The sequence below is a fragment of the Sphingomonas sp. IW22 genome, assembly GCF_041321155.1.
In the GTDB taxonomy this organism is placed as follows: domain Bacteria; phylum Pseudomonadota; class Alphaproteobacteria; order Sphingomonadales; family Sphingomonadaceae; genus Sphingomonas.
Genome location: NZ_JBGGWB010000001.1, coordinates 1,565,881 through 1,582,492 on the forward strand (window position 1 = coordinate 1,565,881; position 16,612 = coordinate 1,582,492).

Consider the following 16,612-nt stretch of genomic DNA (forward strand, 5'->3'; position numbering starts at 1 on the left):
GCCATTTTCCTGTCCGCGCTCGCGATGACGCTGATCGTCGGCGTGCGCTACCTCGTCACGTCGGGCGCGTTCGCGCTGGCGACGCGGGTGCGAAAGCCGGGCCTTTATGCCGGCCTGGACCGCCAGATCTGGCGGGAAATCAAATGGAGCCTCGCCTCCGCCGCGATTTACGGCATCCCGGCGGGCATCGTCGCCTGGGGGTGGCAGGCGCATGGCTGGACGCGCATCTATGCCGATGTGAACGCCTGGCCGCTCTGGTATCTGCCGGTGTCGGTGTTCCTGTACCTGTTCGCGCACGACACCTGGTTCTACTGGACGCATCGCTGGATGCATGTGCCGCGCTGGTTCCGCATCGCGCACGCCGTGCATCATGCCAGCCGCCCGCCCACCGCCTGGGCCGCCATGGCCTTTCACCCGATCGAGGCGCTGACCGGCGCTGTGGTAATTCCGCTACTGGTCTTCGCGATTCCCATCCATGTCGGCGCACTCGGCTTGGTGCTGGGCATCATGACCTTTATGGGAGTCACCAATCATATGGGGTGGGAGATTTTCCCTCGGTTCGTGGTCGACGGCGCGGCGGGCCGATGGCTGATCACCGCCAGCCACCATCAACGGCATCATGATCGCTATGGGTGCAATTTTGGACTTTATTTCCGGTTCTGGGACCGGCTGTGCGGCACCGATGACGGGTTGGGCAGCTTTGAACGGGCGGCGCCGCGCGCTCGCGCTCGTGCCGCTCATGGCGCTGATGGGCGCATCGCCGGTCACGACCCTCACGGTTGACGTCGATTCGCTTCGCAATGCGCGCGGCATGATCCGGCTGTGCCTGACGGCGGCGGCGGACAATTTCCCGACATGCGTGGACGATGCGCGCGCGGTCGCCCGCTCGGTGCCCGCCAGCCAGCCCAGCCTGTCCTATGACGGCCTGCCGCCGGGCGGTTATGCGCTGGCGGTGATCCATGACGAAAACGGCAATGGCAAGCTCGACACCTTCATGGGCATTCCGCGTGAAGGGTTCGGCTTTTCGCGCAACCCGCGCATCGCCTTTGGCCCGCCCAGCTTCGCCGCGGCGCGTTTCACCCTGTCCGACGTGGGTGAGGAACAGCGCATCCGCATGAAGTACATGTTTTGACGGCACCAAATTCCCGCGCGAACGTTTCGGGAGTGAAATCCTTGGAGTTTCCCCCTTTGCGAATCCTCTATGCCTCAGCGCTTGGTGTTGCTGCCACCGCCACGCCCGCCCTGGCGCAGGACGTGGCCCCCGCCCCCGTGGATACGCCCGCGACGGGCGATCCGCGCGCCGACTTCACCATCCTCGGCCTGGGCGTCGGCGTACTACCCAATTATGAGGGGTCGGACGATTACGGCGTCTCGCCCATCCCCGCCGCGATCGGGCAGGTCAGCGGCTTTCGCTATCTGCTGGCGGGCAACCGTTTCAGCGTCGACGTGATCCGCGACGGATACGGCCCGACCTGGGATGTTCAGGCTGGCCCGATCGGCGTCGTCAATTTCAACCGCAACAGCCGCGACGCCATCGACGATCCGCAGGTCGCCCTGCTCGACGAAGTGGGCACCGCGATCGAACTGGGCGGCTATGTCGGCATCGGCAAGACCGGGGTGCTGACCAGCGACTATGACCGTCTGTCGGCTACGGTCAGCTATCGTTACGACGTGGCGGGCGCGCACAGCAGCGGCATCCTGACGCCCGCCGTCACCTATACCACGCCGCTCAGCACCAAGGCGCTGGCCGGCATCTTCGCCTCCGCCGAATTTGTCGAGCGCGGTTATGGCGAGGCTTATTTCAGCGTCTCGCCCGCCGAAAGCGCGCGCAGCGGCCTGCCCATCTATACCGCCGGCGGCGGGTTCAAGAACTGGGGCGTCGGCGCCGTCGCCATGCGCTCGCTGACCGGCGACCTGACCGGCGGGCTGCAACTGGTGGGCGGCGTCGTCTATCGCCGCCTGTCGGGCGACTATGCCGACTCGCCGATCACACGCGTCGGCTCCGCCAACCAGTGGATCGGCGCGCTGGGGCTTGCCTACAGCTTCTAAGCGCCATTGGATGCGCCGCACCGGCCCGCTCCCCCACCCGTCCTCCCACAGCGTATCCTGGATGGGAGGCCGGGTGGGGGAGCGGGCCGGTACGGCATCCGCGTGAGCGGATCGAAGGCGCCACCACCTGTCACCCCCGACGGGCGCTATATCGTCGTGCGCGGTCGCCTGTGGCGCCGCGCCGACCCTTCGCTGTCCGAAGAACGCCGCGCCGAACTGGTGGCCGAGCTGATGCACGCCCGCCGCGCCGTTCGCGACGCAGCCGACGACGCGCAGAAACGCGCCGCTCGCGCCCGCGTCCATGCGGCAAAGGTCGCGCTTGGCGAACGCGGCCCCGTCTGGTGGGATGACGGCGCGCCCGACCTGAACCGGCACATGGCCCGCAACACCCCCTATGCCGCGTGGCATGCATCGCTTGCGGGCAGCAGCGAACACGCCTAGAACGCAGGGCATCCCCGGGGGAGCGCTCATGCGCGCTTGAGAGGAAGGCAGCAGCCTTCGACCCGCTGAACCTGATCCGGCTGACACCGGCGTAGGGAGGGAGCGGCACCGCAACCATGGTCCCGTTTCCTCCAATTGGAGTGGAACATCATGGCCGATATCCCCGCACGTACCGAACTCAAGGTCACTACCGGCCCCATCCGCGGCAGCCGCAAGGTGCATGTCGGCCCCCTCAACGTCGCCATGCGCGAGATCGAGCTTGAGCCGTCGTCGGGCGAGCCGCCGCTGCGCGTCTATGACACCAGCGGCCCCTATACCGATCCCGACGCCCGCATCGACATCATGGCCGGCCTGCCCGAAATCCGCCGCGACTGGATCCGCGGCCGCGGCGATGTCGAGGAAGTCGCCCAGCGCGAAGTCCGCCCCGAAGATAACGGCCAGCTCGGCCCCGACCGATCGGGCGGGGTTCAGCCCTTCCCCAATGTCCGCCGCCGCGTGCTGCGCGCCAAGCCGGGCGCCAATGTCAGCCAGATGCATTACGCCCGGCGCGGCATCGTCACGCCCGAAATGGAATATGTCGCCACGCGCGAGAATCTGGGCCGCCAGATGCTCAAGGAATATGTCCGCGACGGCGAAAGTTTCGGCGCGTCGATCCCCGACTATGTCACCCCCGAATTCGTCCGTGACGAAGTCGCGCGCGGCCGCGCCATCATCCCCAACAACATCAACCACCCCGAATCCGAACCGATGGCGATCGGCCGCAATTTCCTGGTCAAGATCAACGCCAATATCGGCAATTCCGCCGTCGCATCCGATGTCGCGGCCGAAGTGGACAAGCTGGTCTGGTCGATCCGCTGGGGCGCCGACACGGTCATGGACCTGTCGACCGGCCGCAACATCCACGACACGCGCGAATGGATTCTGCGCAACTCGCCCGTCCCCATCGGCACCGTCCCCATTTACCAGGCGCTGGAAAAGGTCGGCGGCGTGGCCGAGGATCTGACGTGGGAAATCTTCCGCGACACGCTGATCGAACAGGCCGAACAGGGGGTGGATTACTTCACCATCCATGCCGGCGTCCGCCTGCCCTATATCCCGATGACGGCAAAGCGCGTGACGGGCATCGTGTCGCGCGGCGGGTCGATCATGGCGAAATGGTGCCTGGCGCATCACCGGGAATCGTTCCTGTACGAACGCTTCGACGAGATTACCGAGATCATGAAGGCGTATGACATCGCCTATTCGCTGGGCGACGGCCTGCGCCCCGGCAGCATCGCCGATGCCAATGACGAGGCGCAGTTCGCCGAACTCTATACCCTGGGTGAGCTGACCAGGCGCGCCTGGGAACAGGATGTTCAGGTGATGATCGAGGGGCCGGGCCATGTGCCCATGCACAAGATCAAGGAAAACATGGACAAGCAGCTCGCCGCCTGTGGCGAAGCGCCCTTCTATACCCTCGGTCCGCTGACCACCGACATCGCGCCGGGGTACGACCATATCACCAGCGGCATCGGCGCCGCCATGATCGGCTGGTACGGCACCGCGATGCTTTGCTACGTCACGCCCAAGGAGCATCTGGGCCTGCCCGACCGTGACGATGTGAAGGTCGGCGTCGTCACCTACAAGCTGGCCGCCCATGCCGCCGATCTGGCCAAGGGCCACCCCGCCGCCAAGCTGCGCGACGACGCCTTGAGCCGCGCGCGTTTCGAGTTCCGCTGGCGCGACCAGTTCAACCTGTCGCTCGACCCCGACACGGCCGAGCAATATCACGACCAGACTCTGCCGGCCGAAGGCGCCAAGACCGCGCATTTCTGTTCGATGTGCGGCCCGAAATTCTGTTCGATGAAGATCACGCAGGAAGTGCGCGACTTTGCCGCCAAGCAGAACGCGCCGATCGAGACGTTCGTGGCGGCTGAGGAAGCGGAAGCCGGGATGGCGGATATGAGCGAGCGGTTCCGCGAGAAGGGCGGGGAGGTTTATTTACCAACACGCTGAGTCGCATCATCATCAGAGTCAACAGGAACGAAAAAAGAACATCAACTTCCTATTGAACCTTTCTACGATTTCCGTATTGAACGTTTAGGCTGAGCCTAGGAGGTTTCCGTTATGGAGGCCGGTGAAGGGGAGGAGAAATCCTCCCCTTTCGTATTTTTCCAGTCAAAGCAGCTATATTTCACACCTAGCTTTGCAATCGCTTCACTAGGCAATTTACAATCGACAGTTCGCTTATGGTCTTTGAGAGCTAAAAATGCTCTGTAGTTTGGATCATAAGCCGATTTACAAATTGGGTATAAATATAGGTCGGCCAGCTGGATTAGCGGGGACGTCTTCTTCTTGAATTTAAGGTCGTAAAGTGTAGCTGAAAGCTCACTGACGCCTAATGGGGCATACTTCCCGGATGCAGTCGCATCAAATGGCATCCCGCCTTGTCGCATTTCCCCGAAATAACCGCGAATCTTATTATCAGACTTCTTATCTGATTCTTCGACAAATATTTTTAGTTTTCTTCCATCCATACTGGCCAGCTTCGCGGCGCGCTCACATGAAATCGTAAAAGCTGTTTTGCAAAGTGACCAACGCCGATTTCCGTATTTTGCTCAGTACCTGAGATCATATCCGGGTCGGTCGATCACGCATGCTGTGCCGGTCACAGGCGCCCCAACAACAAGTTGCGTCAGTTCATTGTAAAAGCGGACCCGATCCACTTCAGAAAGTTGACTGATCCAAGAGAACTCTTTTGAACAACCGCGTATTTTGAAAGAATGCAAGGGCGCTTGAATGCGCCAACGTTGCATGAAGTCCAGATGCGCTGCCCGGAAGACCTCTTCGTCCTCTTCGGCAATTAGGATTCCCCCAAGGGCGAACCAATCCTGTTGCCCCGGTTCTTTTGGCACATAGTCCAAATGCCGAGCTCCAGAATCATCCATGTAGAAATGCAGGTTCTTGTTCACAGGACTGGACATAGCTGATCGAGATTCGTCGAGCTAGAGCGTTACCCGTGGCAATCACATGAGCATTTGCTACATGAAAAGTGACGGTGTGAAGCTCTGCTCCACCACACCCATCTCACCGATAAACCTCCCGCCGGTGTCCCACCCGCACCAATAGAATCATCACGCGGTCATCCTCGATCCGCGCAACAACGCGATAATCCCCGATCCGCCAGCGCCAATAGCCTGGATGGTCGCCGGTCAACGCCGCGCCCAGTGCGCGCGGGTCGTCATGTACCGCGATACGCTCTTCCAATGTGCGGATGATGCGGCCCGCCTCTGCGCGGCCCAGCTTTTTCAGTTCCTTCCCCGCGTCGAGCGCGAAATCAATCTTCTAGGCCAAGGTCGCGCTTCAGATCGGCCAGCGGAATCGCGTCTTCGGACCGGAAATCGCGCATCCGCGCCTCGGCCAGATAGAAGTCCTCAAGATCGTCCAGATGGGCGCGGATCGCTTCGCGCGCGTGAAACGTCTTGGTGCGCCCGGTCTTTTCGGCCATCGCCGCCAGCCGCCTTTCCGTGTCAGCGTCGATCCGCACCACCAGCATGACCGTCTCCTTGCTATACGTGTATCCCACGCGCACCGCCGTCCCTCGACGGCCCTGTCCTACACGCGCAAAATCTGCTCCACACTGTCGGATGAGCCGCAACTCCCGAAAGGCGCCACCGCGCGCTGCCGACGATGCGCCGTTCGACGCCGCATTCGATCCCGTCAAAACCCGCGAACGCCATGACGGCTGGACGCCCGACAAGCAGGTCGCCTTTATCGAGGCGCTGGCCGAATGCGCGTGCGTGAACGAAGCGGCACAGCGTGTGGGGATGACCGCCACCGCCGCCTATCAGCTACGCCGCCGCACCGACGCGCAAAGCTTTCGCATGGCGTGGCAGGCGGCACTGGATCATGCGGTTGAGCGCGTATCCGACGCCGCCTTTTCCCGCGCGCTGAACGGCGTGGCGCGGCCCGTTTTCTATCAGGGCGAACAGGTGGGCGAACGCCGTTATTTTGACGAACGGCTGGTGATGTTCATCCTGCGCTATCGCGATCCCGTCCGCTATGGCGCGTGGTTCGACAATATGGATTACGAACGCCACCCCGACGGCGCGGCGCTGGCGCTGGGCCGCTGGGTCAACCGGGTCGAGCATGATGCCTTTGCCGAACAGTTCGGCGATCCGGTGGCAAAGGGGCGTCCCCGCGCCGCCGCCATGCGCGGCCGCTCCAGCTTCGAGAAGCGGGAGGAAGCGGCACAGGCCGCGCGCGAAGCCGCCGACGCCGCGCGCCGCCACGCCGAATTCGTCGCCGCCTGTGCCGAAGATGATCCAGCCGAAGGGGGGAAAACAGGGGGGACGTAGTGTGAAGTTCGACAACTTCCGCGCCCGTCGCCCCGCCCGCTCAGCGCCGGGTCAGACGGTCATGCCCTGCAACAGCTTGGGCAGATCGCCGCTCTCGCCCCGCGCCTCGCCCATGAACCGGGCTTTCAGCGGCGGGATGCGGTCGACCGCGCTAATGCCGAAACGCCGGATCGCCGATGCCGCCTTGCCCGGCACGCCGAACAGCCGGGTCAGCGTGTCGGTGGCGGTGGCGACCATCATCGTGTCCCAGCCGCGCCAGCGGTCGTACCGCTTCAACAGCTCCGCATCGCCCAGGTCCAGCCCCAGCCTCTTGCCCTCGACCAGCACTTCGACCAGTGCGGCGACGTCGCGAAAGCCCAGGTTCAGGCCCTGTCCCGCGATCGGGTGGATGCCGTGCCCCGCATCGCCGACCAGCACCAGCCGCTCGGCCGTCAGCCGCGCGGCATGGTGGAACCCCAGCGGGTAGCTGGTGCGCGCCGTCACCGGGCCAAGCGCGCCCAGAAACCCGCCCATCCGCTTCTCCGCCTCGGCCAGCCAGGCGCGGTCGGACAGCTTCAACATGCCGGGGGCGTCCTTGGCATCCACCGTCCACACCAGTGCCGACCGGTGCCCGCGTTCGTCATCCAGCAGCGGCAGGATGGCAAAGGGGCCGGCGGGGTAAAAGATTTCGTAGGCGCAGTCCTCATGCGGCAATTCGTGATGAAACGTCGCGATCATCGCCACATGATCGTACTGCCAGCGCGCAACGGTGATCCCCGCCGCCTCCCGCGTCGGTGATCGCCGCCCCTCCGCCGCGATCAGCAGCGGCGCCTTGACCACCGCGCCGTCGTCCAGCGTGGCGGTGACGCCGCCGGGCCCGCGATCGACGTGAACCGCGCGCCGCTGCATGCGAAGGTCGACGCCCTTCGCCTCGCTGGCCGCGGCATGCAGCGCGTGGCGCAACTGCCGGTTTTCGTACATCGTGCCCAGCGCCCCGTCGTCCTCGCCCGGCACGAAGTCCAGCTTGCCCGGCGCCAGCCCGTCGCTGACCCGGATCGACCGGATCGGATTGCCCTGCCCGGTCAACCGCTGGCCCACGCCGATGGCGTCCAGCATCCGGTGGCTGGCACTCGCCACGGCGGACGCCCGCCCGTCATGCTCCGCCGCCAGGATGGTCGCCGGATCGGCGGGATCGACCACCACGCTGGTCAGGCCATGCGCATCAAGCGCAATCGCAAGCGTCGAGCCGACCAGGCCGGCACCGAGGATGAGGACATCGGTCATGCCGCCTGATCTAGAGTGTGGGCGGGCGCTTGGGAACCGGGCTTTCGGGGCATATGCCGCACATGACCTTGACGCCGCCCCGCCCCGCAAGCGATGGTCGCCCGACGTTCCAGCACATCTCCGGGGGGAAACACGTCATGGCCAGCCGAGCGCAGGCCCAGCACCGCTTGTGGCGCGACACCGTTCGCGAAGGCGCCCGCCGCTCGACCGCGCTGCTGGTCGCGGCAACGCTGTTCCTGTCGGTGGCGCTGCTGCTGGTCGCGATGGCCAGCTATCGCTCCAGCGACCCCGCGATCAACACCGCCGCCGGGGGTCCGGCCGAAAACTGGCTGGGCCTGCCCGGCGCCTATGCCGCCGACGCGCTGTTCACGCTGTTCGGGGTGCCTGCCTTCCTGATCCTGCCGCTGGGGCTGGTGATCGGCACGCGGCTGTGGCGCGACCGGCCGGTCGGTGCGTGGCGGGCGATGCTGCGCGGCGTCCTGATCGGTGCGGTGCTGATGGGCACGGCGCTGTCCTTCCTGGTCGGCGGGTCGGTGCTGGTATTGCCAGCGGGCTATGGCGGCATTGTCGGCATGGCGCTGGCGGCGGCGGCACGGTTCGGGGTCAGCTTCATCGGCAATCCGGTGGCCGAGATCTGGACCATGCGGACGCTGGGCACGCTGGCCGGGCTGGCGGGCGTCATCCTGTGGGCACGCGGCATGACGATCGAACTGCCGCGCTCCGGGCTACGCATGCCCCGCCGGAACGCTCGCAGTGAGGGTGAGGCCGAGGGCTTTGACGACGATCTGCCGTTCGCGGTGGACGATGCGGACGTGACGCCCGAACCCCGGATGCCCGCCCCGCCGCGCAAGCCGGTCACGCCCGACTCGCGCCCCGCTCCGGTCATTGCCGAGCGCGCACCCGCGACCGCGCCTGCCATGCCCAAGGTGCAGCAGGGCAATCTGGACCTGCGCGACAATTTTCACCTGCCGTCAGCCGAACTGCTTCAACCTGCCCCGGCCAATGCCGCGAATACCGTCGACAAGGCGGCGTTGGAGCGCAACGCGCGACTTCTGGAAACCGTGCTGGACGACTTCAACGTCCGCGGCTCGATCGTCGGCGTGCGTCCCGGCCCCGTCGTTACGATGTACGAACTGGAACCGGCGAGCGGCATCAAGGCCAGTCGCGTCATTCAGCTGGCCGACGACATCGCGCGTAACATGTCCGCCGTGTCGGCACGCGTGGCGACCATTCCCGGCCGGACCGTCATCGGCATTGAACTCCCCAATGCGCGGCGTGAGACGGTGAACCTGCGCGAGCTGATCGGCAGCCAGGGCTTCGCCGATCAGTCGGCACAACTGCCCATCGTGCTGGGCAAGAACATTTCCGGCGATCCCGTCATCGCCGATCTGGCGCCCATGCCGCACCTGCTGGTCGCGGGCACCACCGGGTCGGGCAAGTCGGTGGGCCTGAACTGCATGATCCTGTCGCTGCTCTATCGGCTGACGCCCGATCAGTGCCGCATGATCATGATCGACCCCAAGATGCTGGAACTCAGCATGTACAAGGGCATCCCGCACTTGCTGGCCGATGTCGTCACCGACCCGCCAAAGGCGGTACGCGCGCTGAAATGGGCGGTCGAGCAGATGGAGGACCGCTATCGCATGATGGCCAGCGTCAATGTCCGCTCGCTCGGCAGCTTCAACGAAAAGGTCCGCGCGGCCAAGGCCAAGGGCCAAAAGCTGGGCCGCAAGGTTCAGGTCGGCTATGACGACAATGGCCGCCCGATCCACGAGGAAGAATCGCTCGACCTGGCACCGCTGCCGCAGATCGTGATCATCGTCGACGAGCTGGCCGACCTGATGATGACGGCGGGCAAGGAAGTCGAATTCCTGATCCAGCGCCTGGCGCAAAAGGCCCGCGCGGCTGGCATTCACCTGATCATGGCGACTCAGCGCCCGTCGGTCGACGTCATCACGGGCGTCATCAAGGCGAACCTGCCAACGCGCATCAGCTTCCACGTGACCTCCAAGATCGACAGCCGAACAATCCTTGGCGAGCAGGGGGCCGAACAGCTGCTGGGGCGCGGCGACATGCTGTACATGCCCGGCGGCAAGGCGCTGGCCCGCGTCCACGGCCCGTTCGTGTCGGATGAGGAGGTTCAGGCGGTCGCCGATTTCTGGCGCGCGCAGGGGGAGCCAGACTATATCGACGCCGTCACCAACGAACCCGAGGGCGATGGCGGCTTCAGCCTGGAAGGCGCGCCAACCGGCGGCGACAGCCCGGAAGACCAGATGTATCGCAACGCGATCGCACTGGTGGCGCAAAGCCAGAAGGCATCGACATCGTGGCTCCAGCGCCAGCTTCGCATCGGTTACAACTCCGCTGCGCGCCTGATCGAACGGATGGAGAAGGACAATCTCGTCTCCAGGCCCGACCATGTCGGGCGCCGCGAAGTATTGATGGACGAAGAAGGCCGCCCGCTCGCCTGAACGGACGATTCACCCCGGCTTCATCGCGGAACCGTTACGCCCCTCGCATGTCTAGGACAGCCATGATCCGTATCGCATCCGCCCTATCGCTCGGCGTCGCCGTGGTTTCGCCCGTCGTCGCCGTCCCCGCCACCGCTCAGGCACAGACCGGCGACCTTGCCGCCGTGCAGGCGCATCTGCGCGCTGTCGACAGCATGACCGCCGCGTTCAGCCAGACCGATCGCGCGGGCAAGGTGCTGAACGGCACGCTGACGCTCAAGAAGCCGGGCAAGATCCGCTTTCAGTATGAAAAGGGCGTACCGATCCTGATCGTCGGCGACGGCAAGGCGATCTGGTTTCTGGATTACTCGGTCGGCCAACGCTCTCGCTGGCCGATCGCCGACTCGCCGCTTGGTGTGCTGATCGACCCGAACCGCGACATCGCCCGCTATGCCAAGGTGGTGCCCAGCAGCAGCCCCGATGTGCTGAGCGTCGAGGCCTATGATCCCAAGCGTCCCGAATATGGCCGGATCACCATGATCTTCCAGCGGCAGGCATCGGCGCCCGGCGGCCTGATGCTGCAAGGCTGGGTGGCGCTCGATTCGCAGAAGAATCGCACCACGGTCCGGCTGTCCAACCAGCGCTTCAACGTGCCCGTTTCCGACAACACGTTCCGTTTCAACGACCCGCGGAAGGGAACGCGGCGAAACTGATCATCTGTTCATGCAAGCGCAAGGTAGCGGGGGTTAGAACAGACGCTGCGGAGAAGGGGTGCCTCCGGGATTTTCCCCCCTGTTGCCCGGATTACGGTCCCGTCTCCAGCCTGCGTGACTGAACGCTAGGTCGGCCCCCGTTCCATGCCCCCGGAGCGGGGGCCTTTCCATGTCCGCGCGGCACGCATCAACGGCTGACTGGCGCAGTGAACGGGTCGCCGCTACATCGCCCCCACGCATGACCGACACGCTCAAAATCGCTTCGTGGAACATCAACTCCGTCCGGTTTCGCATCGGCATCGTCGAACAGTTCCTGAAACAAGCCACGCCCGACATCCTGTGCCTTCAGGAAACGAAGGTCGTCGATCACGACTTTCCCCACGCCGCCTTTCACGCGCTGGGCTATCAGCACATCGTCGTGCATGGTCAGCGCATGCACCATGGCGTCGCCATCCTGTCGAAAGTGCCGCTGGTCGAGGATGACCGTTTCGACTGGCAGGCAAATGGGGAGGCGCGCCATGTCGGCGTCCGGCTTCCCAACGGTCTGCGGCTTGAAAATGTCTATGTTCCGGCGGGCGGCGACGTGCCCGACCGGGACGTGAATCCAAAGTTCGGCCAGAAGCTGGATTTTCTGGAGCGAATGACCCGCTGGTCCGAAGGGCTAAGGGGCATACCGACGCTGCTGGTCGGCGATTTCAACATCGCGCCGCTGGAATCCGACGTGTGGAGCCACAAGCAGTTGCTGGATGTGGTCAGCCATACGCCGGTCGAAGTCGCGGCTTTGGCCGGTCTGAAGGCTGCGAACGACTGGGTCGATCTGGGCCGCCATTTCGTGCCCCCGCCGCAGCGGCTCTATACCTGGTGGAGTTACCGGGCAAAGGACTGGGCCGCATCGGATCGCGGACGCCGTCTGGACCATATGTGGGCAAGTGCGGACGTTGCCGCCACGGCAATCGACCACAAGATCTTCGAAAGCTGCCGCAGCTGGCTGAAGCCCAGTGACCATATCCCTTTGATGACCGAGTTTTCGCTATGAGCGACGCACGGGACACCGCACGGGCGATCGACGCGCTTCGTCGTGGCTGGCCTGTCGCCATTGCCGGTGCCGACGGCGCCATCGAATTGCTGGCGGTCGAAACGGCCGATGCCGCCCGCCTTTCAACCTTCGATCCCGATCAGAGCGCCGGGGTGCTGTTGTCAGCCGGGCGCGCTGCGACACTCAGGCTGGCGAATCAGATCGATGCCGCCGTGCCCGATGCACCCGTCTGGGTTGCACGCGCGCCCTGGCTGGATTTCGATACCGCGACGGCGCTTGCCGACCCGCAGCTCGATCTGGCCACGCCGCTCAAAGGGCCGTTCCGCGCCACGCCGGTCACTGGGCGCGATGCGGCGGCGGCTGCGCTCAGACTTGCCCGGATCGCGGGGATCCTGCCTGCCTTCTTCGTTCGCGAAACGGATGCCACCGGTGCGCTGCCCGTCGCGGCGATCGACGCGCATGAAGATGCAGGTCGTCTGGCCATTGCGGCGCGCGCGCGGTTGCCAGTGGTGGTCGCGGAGGATGCCGAGATCGTCGCCTTTCGCACACCCGAAGCCGCAGGAGAGCATGTCGCGCTGCTGATCGGTCAGCCCGATGGCCGCCCGCCGCTGGTCCGGTTGCACAGCGAATGCCTGACGGGCGATGTGCTGGGCAGCCTGAAATGCGATTGCGGCCCGCAATTACAGGCGGCGCTGGCCGCCATGAAGGCGGACGGCTGGGGTATCCTGTTGTATCTGCGACAGGAAGGGCGCGGCATCGGCCTGGTCAACAAATTGCGGGCCTATGCGCTGCAGGACCAGGGTTTCGACACCGTGGATGCCAATACGCGGTTGGGCTTTGCGATCGACGCGCGCGATTTCGGGGTCGCCGCGCGGATGCTGACCCTGCTGAAGCAGGATCGTATCAGGCTGTTGACCAACAATCCGGAAAAGGTCGCCGCGCTGACCTCTGCCGGGGTCACCGTTGTCGAACGGGTGCCCCATGCCCTGCCCGCCAATCCACACAATGAACGCTATCTGGCGACCAAGCGAGACCGCACCGGCCATCAGCTTTAGCGCTTACGCGATCAGGCGCGCGACCTCCTCGAAATCGGCGGCGATATTCTGCACGCCGATCGCCTTCAACGTCGCGGCGTGATCGGGCGGACAGTGCGTTCCGGCGCACAGGCCGATGACATGCGCGCCCGACGCGACCGCGCCGGTTGCGCCAACCGGCGAATCCTCAAGAATCACGCAGTCCTCGATCGCGACACCGATCGCGGCGGCGGCATGCAGATAAAGGTCGGGCGCTGGCTTCCCGCGTGCGACATGTTCCTTGCCGGAATAGACATGGTCACCAAAAGCATCTTCCAGACCGATATGGCGCAGATGGGTACGAATCCAGTGCGTCGAGCTTGACGATGCAATGGCACGCGGCAGTTCGACCGGCAGCGCACGGACAAAGGCGATGGCGCCCAGCACTTCGCCGATGCCCTCAGCCAATACGCGCTCATTCTCGACTTCACGCGCGGCGTGGAAATCGTCAGGCAGACTGCGGCCGATACGCCGCTCGATCGTGTCGATAAAGTCGCAGCCCGACAGGCCCATATAATGTGCCATGGCTTCTTCGGGCGAATGGGCGTGACCGATACCGGTCAGATATTCTGCCAGATGCCGGTTGCCCGCATATTCGCTTTCGATCAGCACGCCGTCGAAATCGAAGATGATGCCGCGAAACCTCATGCGCGCGCTCCAAACAGTGCAGTGCCGACGCGGACATGCGTCGCGCCCAGTGTAACCGCGGTGGCGAAATCGTCGGACATGCCCATGCTCAGGCGCTCCAGCCCCGCGTCGCGCGCGATCTTGGCCAGCAGCGCGAAATAGGGGGCGGCATCCACGCCGTGGGGCGGCACGGCCATCAGGCCCGCAACCGGCAGTTCGGCCGCCCGCGCTTCGTCCAGCAGCGACGGCAGGTCGGCGATGGCGCAACCGCCCTTTTGCGGTTCGTCGCCGATATTGACCTGAATGAAACAATCGGGTCGCCGGTCCGCCTTATCCATCGCTCGGCCCAGCGCGCCGATCAGCGAGGTCCGGTCGACCGAGTGAATGGCATCGAACAGCGCCACGGCGGCATCGGCCTTGTTCGATTGAAGCTGCCCGACAAGGTGGAGTTCGATCCCGGCTGCAGCTTCCTTGAGCGCGGGCCATTTGGCCTCTGCCTCCTGCACCCGGTTCTCCCCGAACACGCGCTGGCCCGCTGCGATCAACGGCGCGATTGCGCCGGCATCCTGCGTCTTCGACACGGCGATAAGGGTCACGTCATCGGCCTTGCGACCGGCCAGTGCGGCAGCGCGCGCGATTTCGGCGCGGACGGCGGTCAGGCGGGCAGCGGCATCGTCCTCGATCATGTGGCGCGCTATAGGCAGCGCGATGCAACGCCGCCACCCCCAACGCCTCCCCCATCTGTGGTTGATGACCGACGAGCGGCTGGGCGATGCGCTTTGGCCCGCGATGTGGGCCCTGCCGCGTGGAGCAGGGGTAATCTTTCGTGACTATGCCACGCCGCCCGATGCGCGCCGCAAACGGTTCGCGCGGGCGCTGGCGATTGCACGACGACGTGGGCTCATCCTGCTGCGTGCGGGTGACGTGGCGATGCGGGGGGAGATGGGCGTGCACAACGCCCGCGGTCGCGGCCTGCGGACGCGATCGGCGCATGACCGTGCCGAGCTGGTTGCAGCGCGCCGGGCGGGCGCCGATGCGGTTCTGATGTCCCCGGTTTTCGCCACCCGATCGCATCCGGGCGCGAAAAGCTTGGGACCGGTCAGGCTGGGTCTGATGCTGCGCGGCTCGACATTACCCGCCGTCGCATTGGGCGGAATGAGCCCGGATCGCTACCGGCGGCTGCGCGCGCTAAAGCTGCATGGATGGGCCGCGATTGACGGCCTGACCCCTTAGAAGCGGAATGCCGTCCCGACATAGACCGCCTGACTGTCGCGCCGGGTATCGGTCAGCTGCGGCAGGCGCAGACGTTCTTCATCGGTGCGATAGCGTACGCCCGCCGTCACATCCAGATTGCGCGTCAGGGAATAGGAAGTGCCAAGATCAATTGAATAGCTGGGCGCTTCGGCCACCATGCGCGGCTGGTTGCCCGTCGGCTTGTCGGCGCGTGCCTGAACACGCCCGCTCAGCCGCTTGCCGTTATAGCTGACGCCGACATCGACCGCCTCACGGCTGCCCGGCAGCGCGCCCAGGTCGACGTGCGACACGTCGCCCGACAGCGCGAAGCGCTTCCATCCGACCGACATGCCCAGATTATAGGCAATCGGCTGCATGCTGACCGCAGCGACGGAGGGTACTGTCACGCTAGCAGTTCGAAGCGCATCATCGCCACGCGACGCACGGGCACGAACCGCAACGGTCACATCCTGCCGCTTGCTCTGCTGCTCGGACGGGGTGAAGCGAAAGCCGGTTGCTGGCAGACCGCCACGCGAAAGGGCAGCGGCCAATCGCGGATCGGCGGCGGCGGGGGTGAACGAACCGATGCCCGAGCGCGCGGCCGCGATCGACGCGCGCTTTGCGAGTCGCAGCCCGTCGGGACCCGCAGCGCCCGCGGCGGGGACGAGCGCGAACGCAGTGGTGACCAGCACCCCCGCGGTCAACCCGACCATGGCCGTCCGAACACCCAACGCGAATCCCCTCTTTATCCTGCCCTGCGCCTACCATGATTCGAGGCGTTCGTTCCACCGCCCGCCGCGATTTAGTAGGACTGTTGCATAAGTCTCACAGCCCACGGGCCCTTCCGCGCTGCTTGCGGCGGACGGGCGACCATCTATAGAGGTGCGCCATGTACCCCGTTCCAAGGACTCCGCCAATGTCGCGTCGCCTGGCTCTTGCCCTTCCGCTCGTGTTCGCACTTGCCGCCTGCGGTGGCGGGGGCGACCGCCCGCGTGAGCTGGCCGCCAGCCAGATCACGACGATCGGCGTCAACAGCTATCTGTGGCGCGCCAGCCTTGAGACGCTGAGCTTCATGCCGCTTCTCCAGACCGATTCGAACGGCGGGGTGATCGTCACCGACTGGTATGTGAACCCGAACACGCCGAATGAGCGGATGAAGGTCACGGTCACCATCCTCGACCAGGATCTGCGCGCCGACGCGCTGCGCGTTGCAGCCCTGCGGGAAGTGAACCAGAACGGCCAGTGGGTGGCCGCGCCGGTTCAGGCCGCCACCGTGCAGAAGCTTGAGGACATCATCCTGACCCGTGCCCGCGACATGCGGCGCGGCGCGGTAGTCGGCTGATCATTTTGATTTCGCGGCGCCCGGCCGGCGCCGCCCCCAACGGAGTTC

Annotated in this window: 20 protein-coding genes and 1 riboswitch; of the genes, 12 read left to right on the forward strand and 8 right to left on the reverse strand. The window is 65.1% G+C overall.

Annotated features, from left to right (window positions below; genetic code table 11):
* Positions 1-24: 24 nt before the first annotated feature.
* The 5 genes from ACAX61_RS07895 (at position 25) to thiC (ending at position 4,485) form a co-directional block, all read left to right on the forward strand.
* Entirely contained in the window at positions 25-783 is a 759-nt protein-coding gene (locus tag ACAX61_RS07895) for a sterol desaturase family protein (RefSeq protein WP_370714946.1), read from the forward strand.
* Entirely contained in the window at positions 740-1,132 is a 393-nt protein-coding gene (locus tag ACAX61_RS07900) for a DUF2141 domain-containing protein (protein WP_370714218.1), read from the forward strand. Before ACAX61_RS07895 ends, ACAX61_RS07900 begins: the two co-directional genes overlap by 44 nt.
* Before the next feature lie 32 nt (positions 1,133-1,164).
* Positions 1,165-2,049 (forward strand): MipA/OmpV family protein, encoded by an 885-nt coding sequence (locus tag ACAX61_RS07905; protein ID WP_370714219.1) that lies wholly within the window; start codon positions 1,165-1,167, stop codon positions 2,047-2,049.
* Positions 2,050-2,151: 102 nt separating this feature from the next.
* Positions 2,152-2,490, forward strand: a complete 339-nt coding sequence (locus tag ACAX61_RS07910; protein WP_370714220.1) for a hypothetical protein — start codon at positions 2,152-2,154, stop codon at positions 2,488-2,490.
* A gap of 5 nt (positions 2,491-2,495) precedes the next feature.
* A riboswitch (TPP riboswitch) is annotated at positions 2,496-2,605 on the forward strand.
* A gap of 35 nt (positions 2,606-2,640) precedes the next feature.
* The gene (gene thiC / locus ACAX61_RS07915; protein ID WP_370714221.1) at positions 2,641-4,485 is read left to right on the forward strand and encodes a phosphomethylpyrimidine synthase ThiC; all 1,845 of its coding nucleotides are present in this window, start codon (positions 2,641-2,643) and stop codon (positions 4,483-4,485) included.
* A 95-nt stretch (positions 4,486-4,580) separates the two neighbouring features.
* On the opposite strand, the gene ACAX61_RS07920 is transcribed toward thiC, so the two are convergent.
* The 4 genes from ACAX61_RS07920 to relB all read right to left on the reverse strand — a co-directional run bounded on the left by ACAX61_RS07920 (position 4,581) and on the right by relB (position 6,055).
* Positions 4,581-5,006, reverse strand: coding sequence for a hypothetical protein (locus ACAX61_RS07920; RefSeq protein WP_370714222.1), 426 nt, complete (start codon positions 5,004-5,006; stop codon positions 4,581-4,583).
* Between the two features lie 81 nt (positions 5,007-5,087).
* A complete protein-coding gene (locus ACAX61_RS07925; RefSeq protein WP_370714223.1) occupies positions 5,088-5,441 on the reverse strand; it encodes a hypothetical protein in 354 nt (117 codons plus the stop codon).
* A 115-nt stretch (positions 5,442-5,556) separates the two neighbouring features.
* Complete coding sequence (locus ACAX61_RS07930) at positions 5,557-5,811, reverse strand: type II toxin-antitoxin system RelE family toxin (RefSeq protein WP_370714947.1); 255 nt, start codon at positions 5,809-5,811, stop codon at positions 5,557-5,559.
* The gene (relB, locus tag ACAX61_RS07935) at positions 5,807-6,055 is read right to left on the reverse strand and encodes a type II toxin-antitoxin system RelB family antitoxin (RefSeq protein WP_370714224.1); all 249 of its coding nucleotides are present in this window, start codon (positions 6,053-6,055) and stop codon (positions 5,807-5,809) included. Before relB ends, ACAX61_RS07930 begins: the two co-directional genes overlap by 5 nt.
* A gap of 61 nt (positions 6,056-6,116) precedes the next feature.
* On the opposite strand from relB, the gene ACAX61_RS07940 reads away from it, so the two are divergent.
* Entirely contained in the window at positions 6,117-6,827 is a 711-nt protein-coding gene (locus ACAX61_RS07940; protein WP_370714225.1) for a hypothetical protein, read from the forward strand.
* A 51-nt stretch (positions 6,828-6,878) separates the two neighbouring features.
* Here the strand turns inward: ACAX61_RS07940 and ACAX61_RS07945 are convergent, their stop codons facing one another.
* Positions 6,879-8,090, reverse strand: coding sequence for a UbiH/UbiF/VisC/COQ6 family ubiquinone biosynthesis hydroxylase (locus ACAX61_RS07945; RefSeq protein WP_370714226.1), 1,212 nt, complete (start codon positions 8,088-8,090; stop codon positions 6,879-6,881).
* A gap of 137 nt (positions 8,091-8,227) precedes the next feature.
* On the opposite strand from ACAX61_RS07945, the gene ACAX61_RS07950 reads away from it, so the two are divergent.
* The 4 genes from ACAX61_RS07950 (at position 8,228) to ribA (ending at position 13,344) form a co-directional block, all read left to right on the forward strand.
* Positions 8,228-10,561: a DNA translocase FtsK gene (locus tag ACAX61_RS07950; RefSeq protein WP_370714227.1), complete on the forward strand. Its 2,334-nt coding sequence runs from the start codon at positions 8,228-8,230 to the stop codon at positions 10,559-10,561.
* A gap of 62 nt (positions 10,562-10,623) precedes the next feature.
* Positions 10,624-11,253: a LolA family protein gene (locus ACAX61_RS07955; RefSeq protein ID WP_370714228.1), complete on the forward strand. Its 630-nt coding sequence runs from the start codon at positions 10,624-10,626 to the stop codon at positions 11,251-11,253.
* 238 nt (positions 11,254-11,491) lie between these two features.
* Positions 11,492-12,289, forward strand: coding sequence for an exodeoxyribonuclease III (locus ACAX61_RS07960; RefSeq protein ID WP_370714229.1), 798 nt, complete (start codon positions 11,492-11,494; stop codon positions 12,287-12,289).
* Complete coding sequence (ribA, locus tag ACAX61_RS07965) at positions 12,286-13,344, forward strand: GTP cyclohydrolase II (protein ID WP_370714230.1); 1,059 nt, start codon at positions 12,286-12,288, stop codon at positions 13,342-13,344. The genes ACAX61_RS07960 and ribA overlap by 4 nt, the downstream gene beginning before the upstream one ends.
* Positions 13,345-13,347: 3 nt before the next feature.
* Here ribA and ACAX61_RS07970 read toward each other — a convergent pair whose 3' ends face one another.
* A complete protein-coding gene (locus ACAX61_RS07970; RefSeq protein ID WP_370714231.1) occupies positions 13,348-14,010 on the reverse strand; it encodes an HAD family hydrolase in 663 nt (220 codons plus the stop codon).
* A complete protein-coding gene (locus ACAX61_RS07975) occupies positions 14,007-14,675 on the reverse strand; it encodes a YggS family pyridoxal phosphate-dependent enzyme (protein ID WP_370714232.1) in 669 nt (222 codons plus the stop codon). The genes ACAX61_RS07970 and ACAX61_RS07975 overlap by 4 nt, the downstream gene beginning before the upstream one ends.
* Before the next feature lie 22 nt (positions 14,676-14,697).
* Between ACAX61_RS07975 and ACAX61_RS07980 the strand changes: the two genes are divergently transcribed.
* The gene (locus ACAX61_RS07980; protein ID WP_370714233.1) at positions 14,698-15,222 is read left to right on the forward strand and encodes a thiamine phosphate synthase; all 525 of its coding nucleotides are present in this window, start codon (positions 14,698-14,700) and stop codon (positions 15,220-15,222) included.
* Here ACAX61_RS07980 and ACAX61_RS07985 read toward each other — a convergent pair.
* Positions 15,219-15,935 (reverse strand): hypothetical protein, encoded by a 717-nt coding sequence (locus tag ACAX61_RS07985; RefSeq protein WP_370714234.1) that lies wholly within the window; start codon positions 15,933-15,935, stop codon positions 15,219-15,221. The genes ACAX61_RS07980 and ACAX61_RS07985 overlap by 4 nt on opposite strands.
* A 203-nt stretch (positions 15,936-16,138) precedes the next feature.
* Here ACAX61_RS07985 and ACAX61_RS07990 point away from each other — a divergent pair, with 203 nt between their 5' ends.
* Complete coding sequence (locus ACAX61_RS07990; protein ID WP_370714235.1) at positions 16,139-16,564, forward strand: DUF3576 domain-containing protein; 426 nt, start codon at positions 16,139-16,141, stop codon at positions 16,562-16,564.
* The last annotated feature ends 48 nt before the right edge of the window (positions 16,565-16,612 follow it).

Excerpts from the sequence above, each read along its gene's own strand:
- ACAX61_RS07960 (WP_370714229.1), top strand. The coding sequence starts at position 11,492 with ATGACCGACACGCTCAAAATCGCTTCGTGGAACATCAACTCCGTCCGG.
- ACAX61_RS07920 (WP_370714222.1), bottom strand. The coding sequence starts at position 5,006 with ATGGATGGAAGAAAACTAAAAATATTTGTCGAAGAATCAGATAAGAAG.
- ACAX61_RS07975 (WP_370714232.1), bottom strand. The coding sequence starts at position 14,675 with ATGATCGAGGACGATGCCGCTGCCCGCCTGACCGCCGTCCGCGCCGAA.
- ACAX61_RS07900 (WP_370714218.1), top strand. The coding sequence starts at position 740 with ATGGCGCTGATGGGCGCATCGCCGGTCACGACCCTCACGGTTGACGTC.
- ACAX61_RS07970 (WP_370714231.1), bottom strand. The coding sequence starts at position 14,010 with ATGAGGTTTCGCGGCATCATCTTCGATTTCGACGGCGTGCTGATCGAA.
- ACAX61_RS07940 (WP_370714225.1), top strand. The coding sequence starts at position 6,117 with ATGAGCCGCAACTCCCGAAAGGCGCCACCGCGCGCTGCCGACGATGCG.
- ribA (WP_370714230.1), top strand. The coding sequence starts at position 12,286 with ATGAGCGACGCACGGGACACCGCACGGGCGATCGACGCGCTTCGTCGT.
- ACAX61_RS07945 (WP_370714226.1), bottom strand. The coding sequence starts at position 8,090 with ATGACCGATGTCCTCATCCTCGGTGCCGGCCTGGTCGGCTCGACGCTT.
- ACAX61_RS07955 (WP_370714228.1), top strand. The coding sequence starts at position 10,624 with ATGATCCGTATCGCATCCGCCCTATCGCTCGGCGTCGCCGTGGTTTCG.
- ACAX61_RS07985 (WP_370714234.1), bottom strand. The coding sequence starts at position 15,935 with ATGGTCGGGTTGACCGCGGGGGTGCTGGTCACCACTGCGTTCGCGCTC.
- ACAX61_RS07950 (WP_370714227.1), top strand. The coding sequence starts at position 8,228 with ATGGCCAGCCGAGCGCAGGCCCAGCACCGCTTGTGGCGCGACACCGTT.
- ACAX61_RS07895 (WP_370714946.1), top strand. The coding sequence starts at position 25 with ATGACGCTGATCGTCGGCGTGCGCTACCTCGTCACGTCGGGCGCGTTC.
- ACAX61_RS07980 (WP_370714233.1), top strand. The coding sequence starts at position 14,698 with ATGCAACGCCGCCACCCCCAACGCCTCCCCCATCTGTGGTTGATGACC.
- thiC (WP_370714221.1), top strand. The coding sequence starts at position 2,641 with ATGGCCGATATCCCCGCACGTACCGAACTCAAGGTCACTACCGGCCCC.
- ACAX61_RS07990 (WP_370714235.1), top strand. The coding sequence starts at position 16,139 with ATGTCGCGTCGCCTGGCTCTTGCCCTTCCGCTCGTGTTCGCACTTGCC.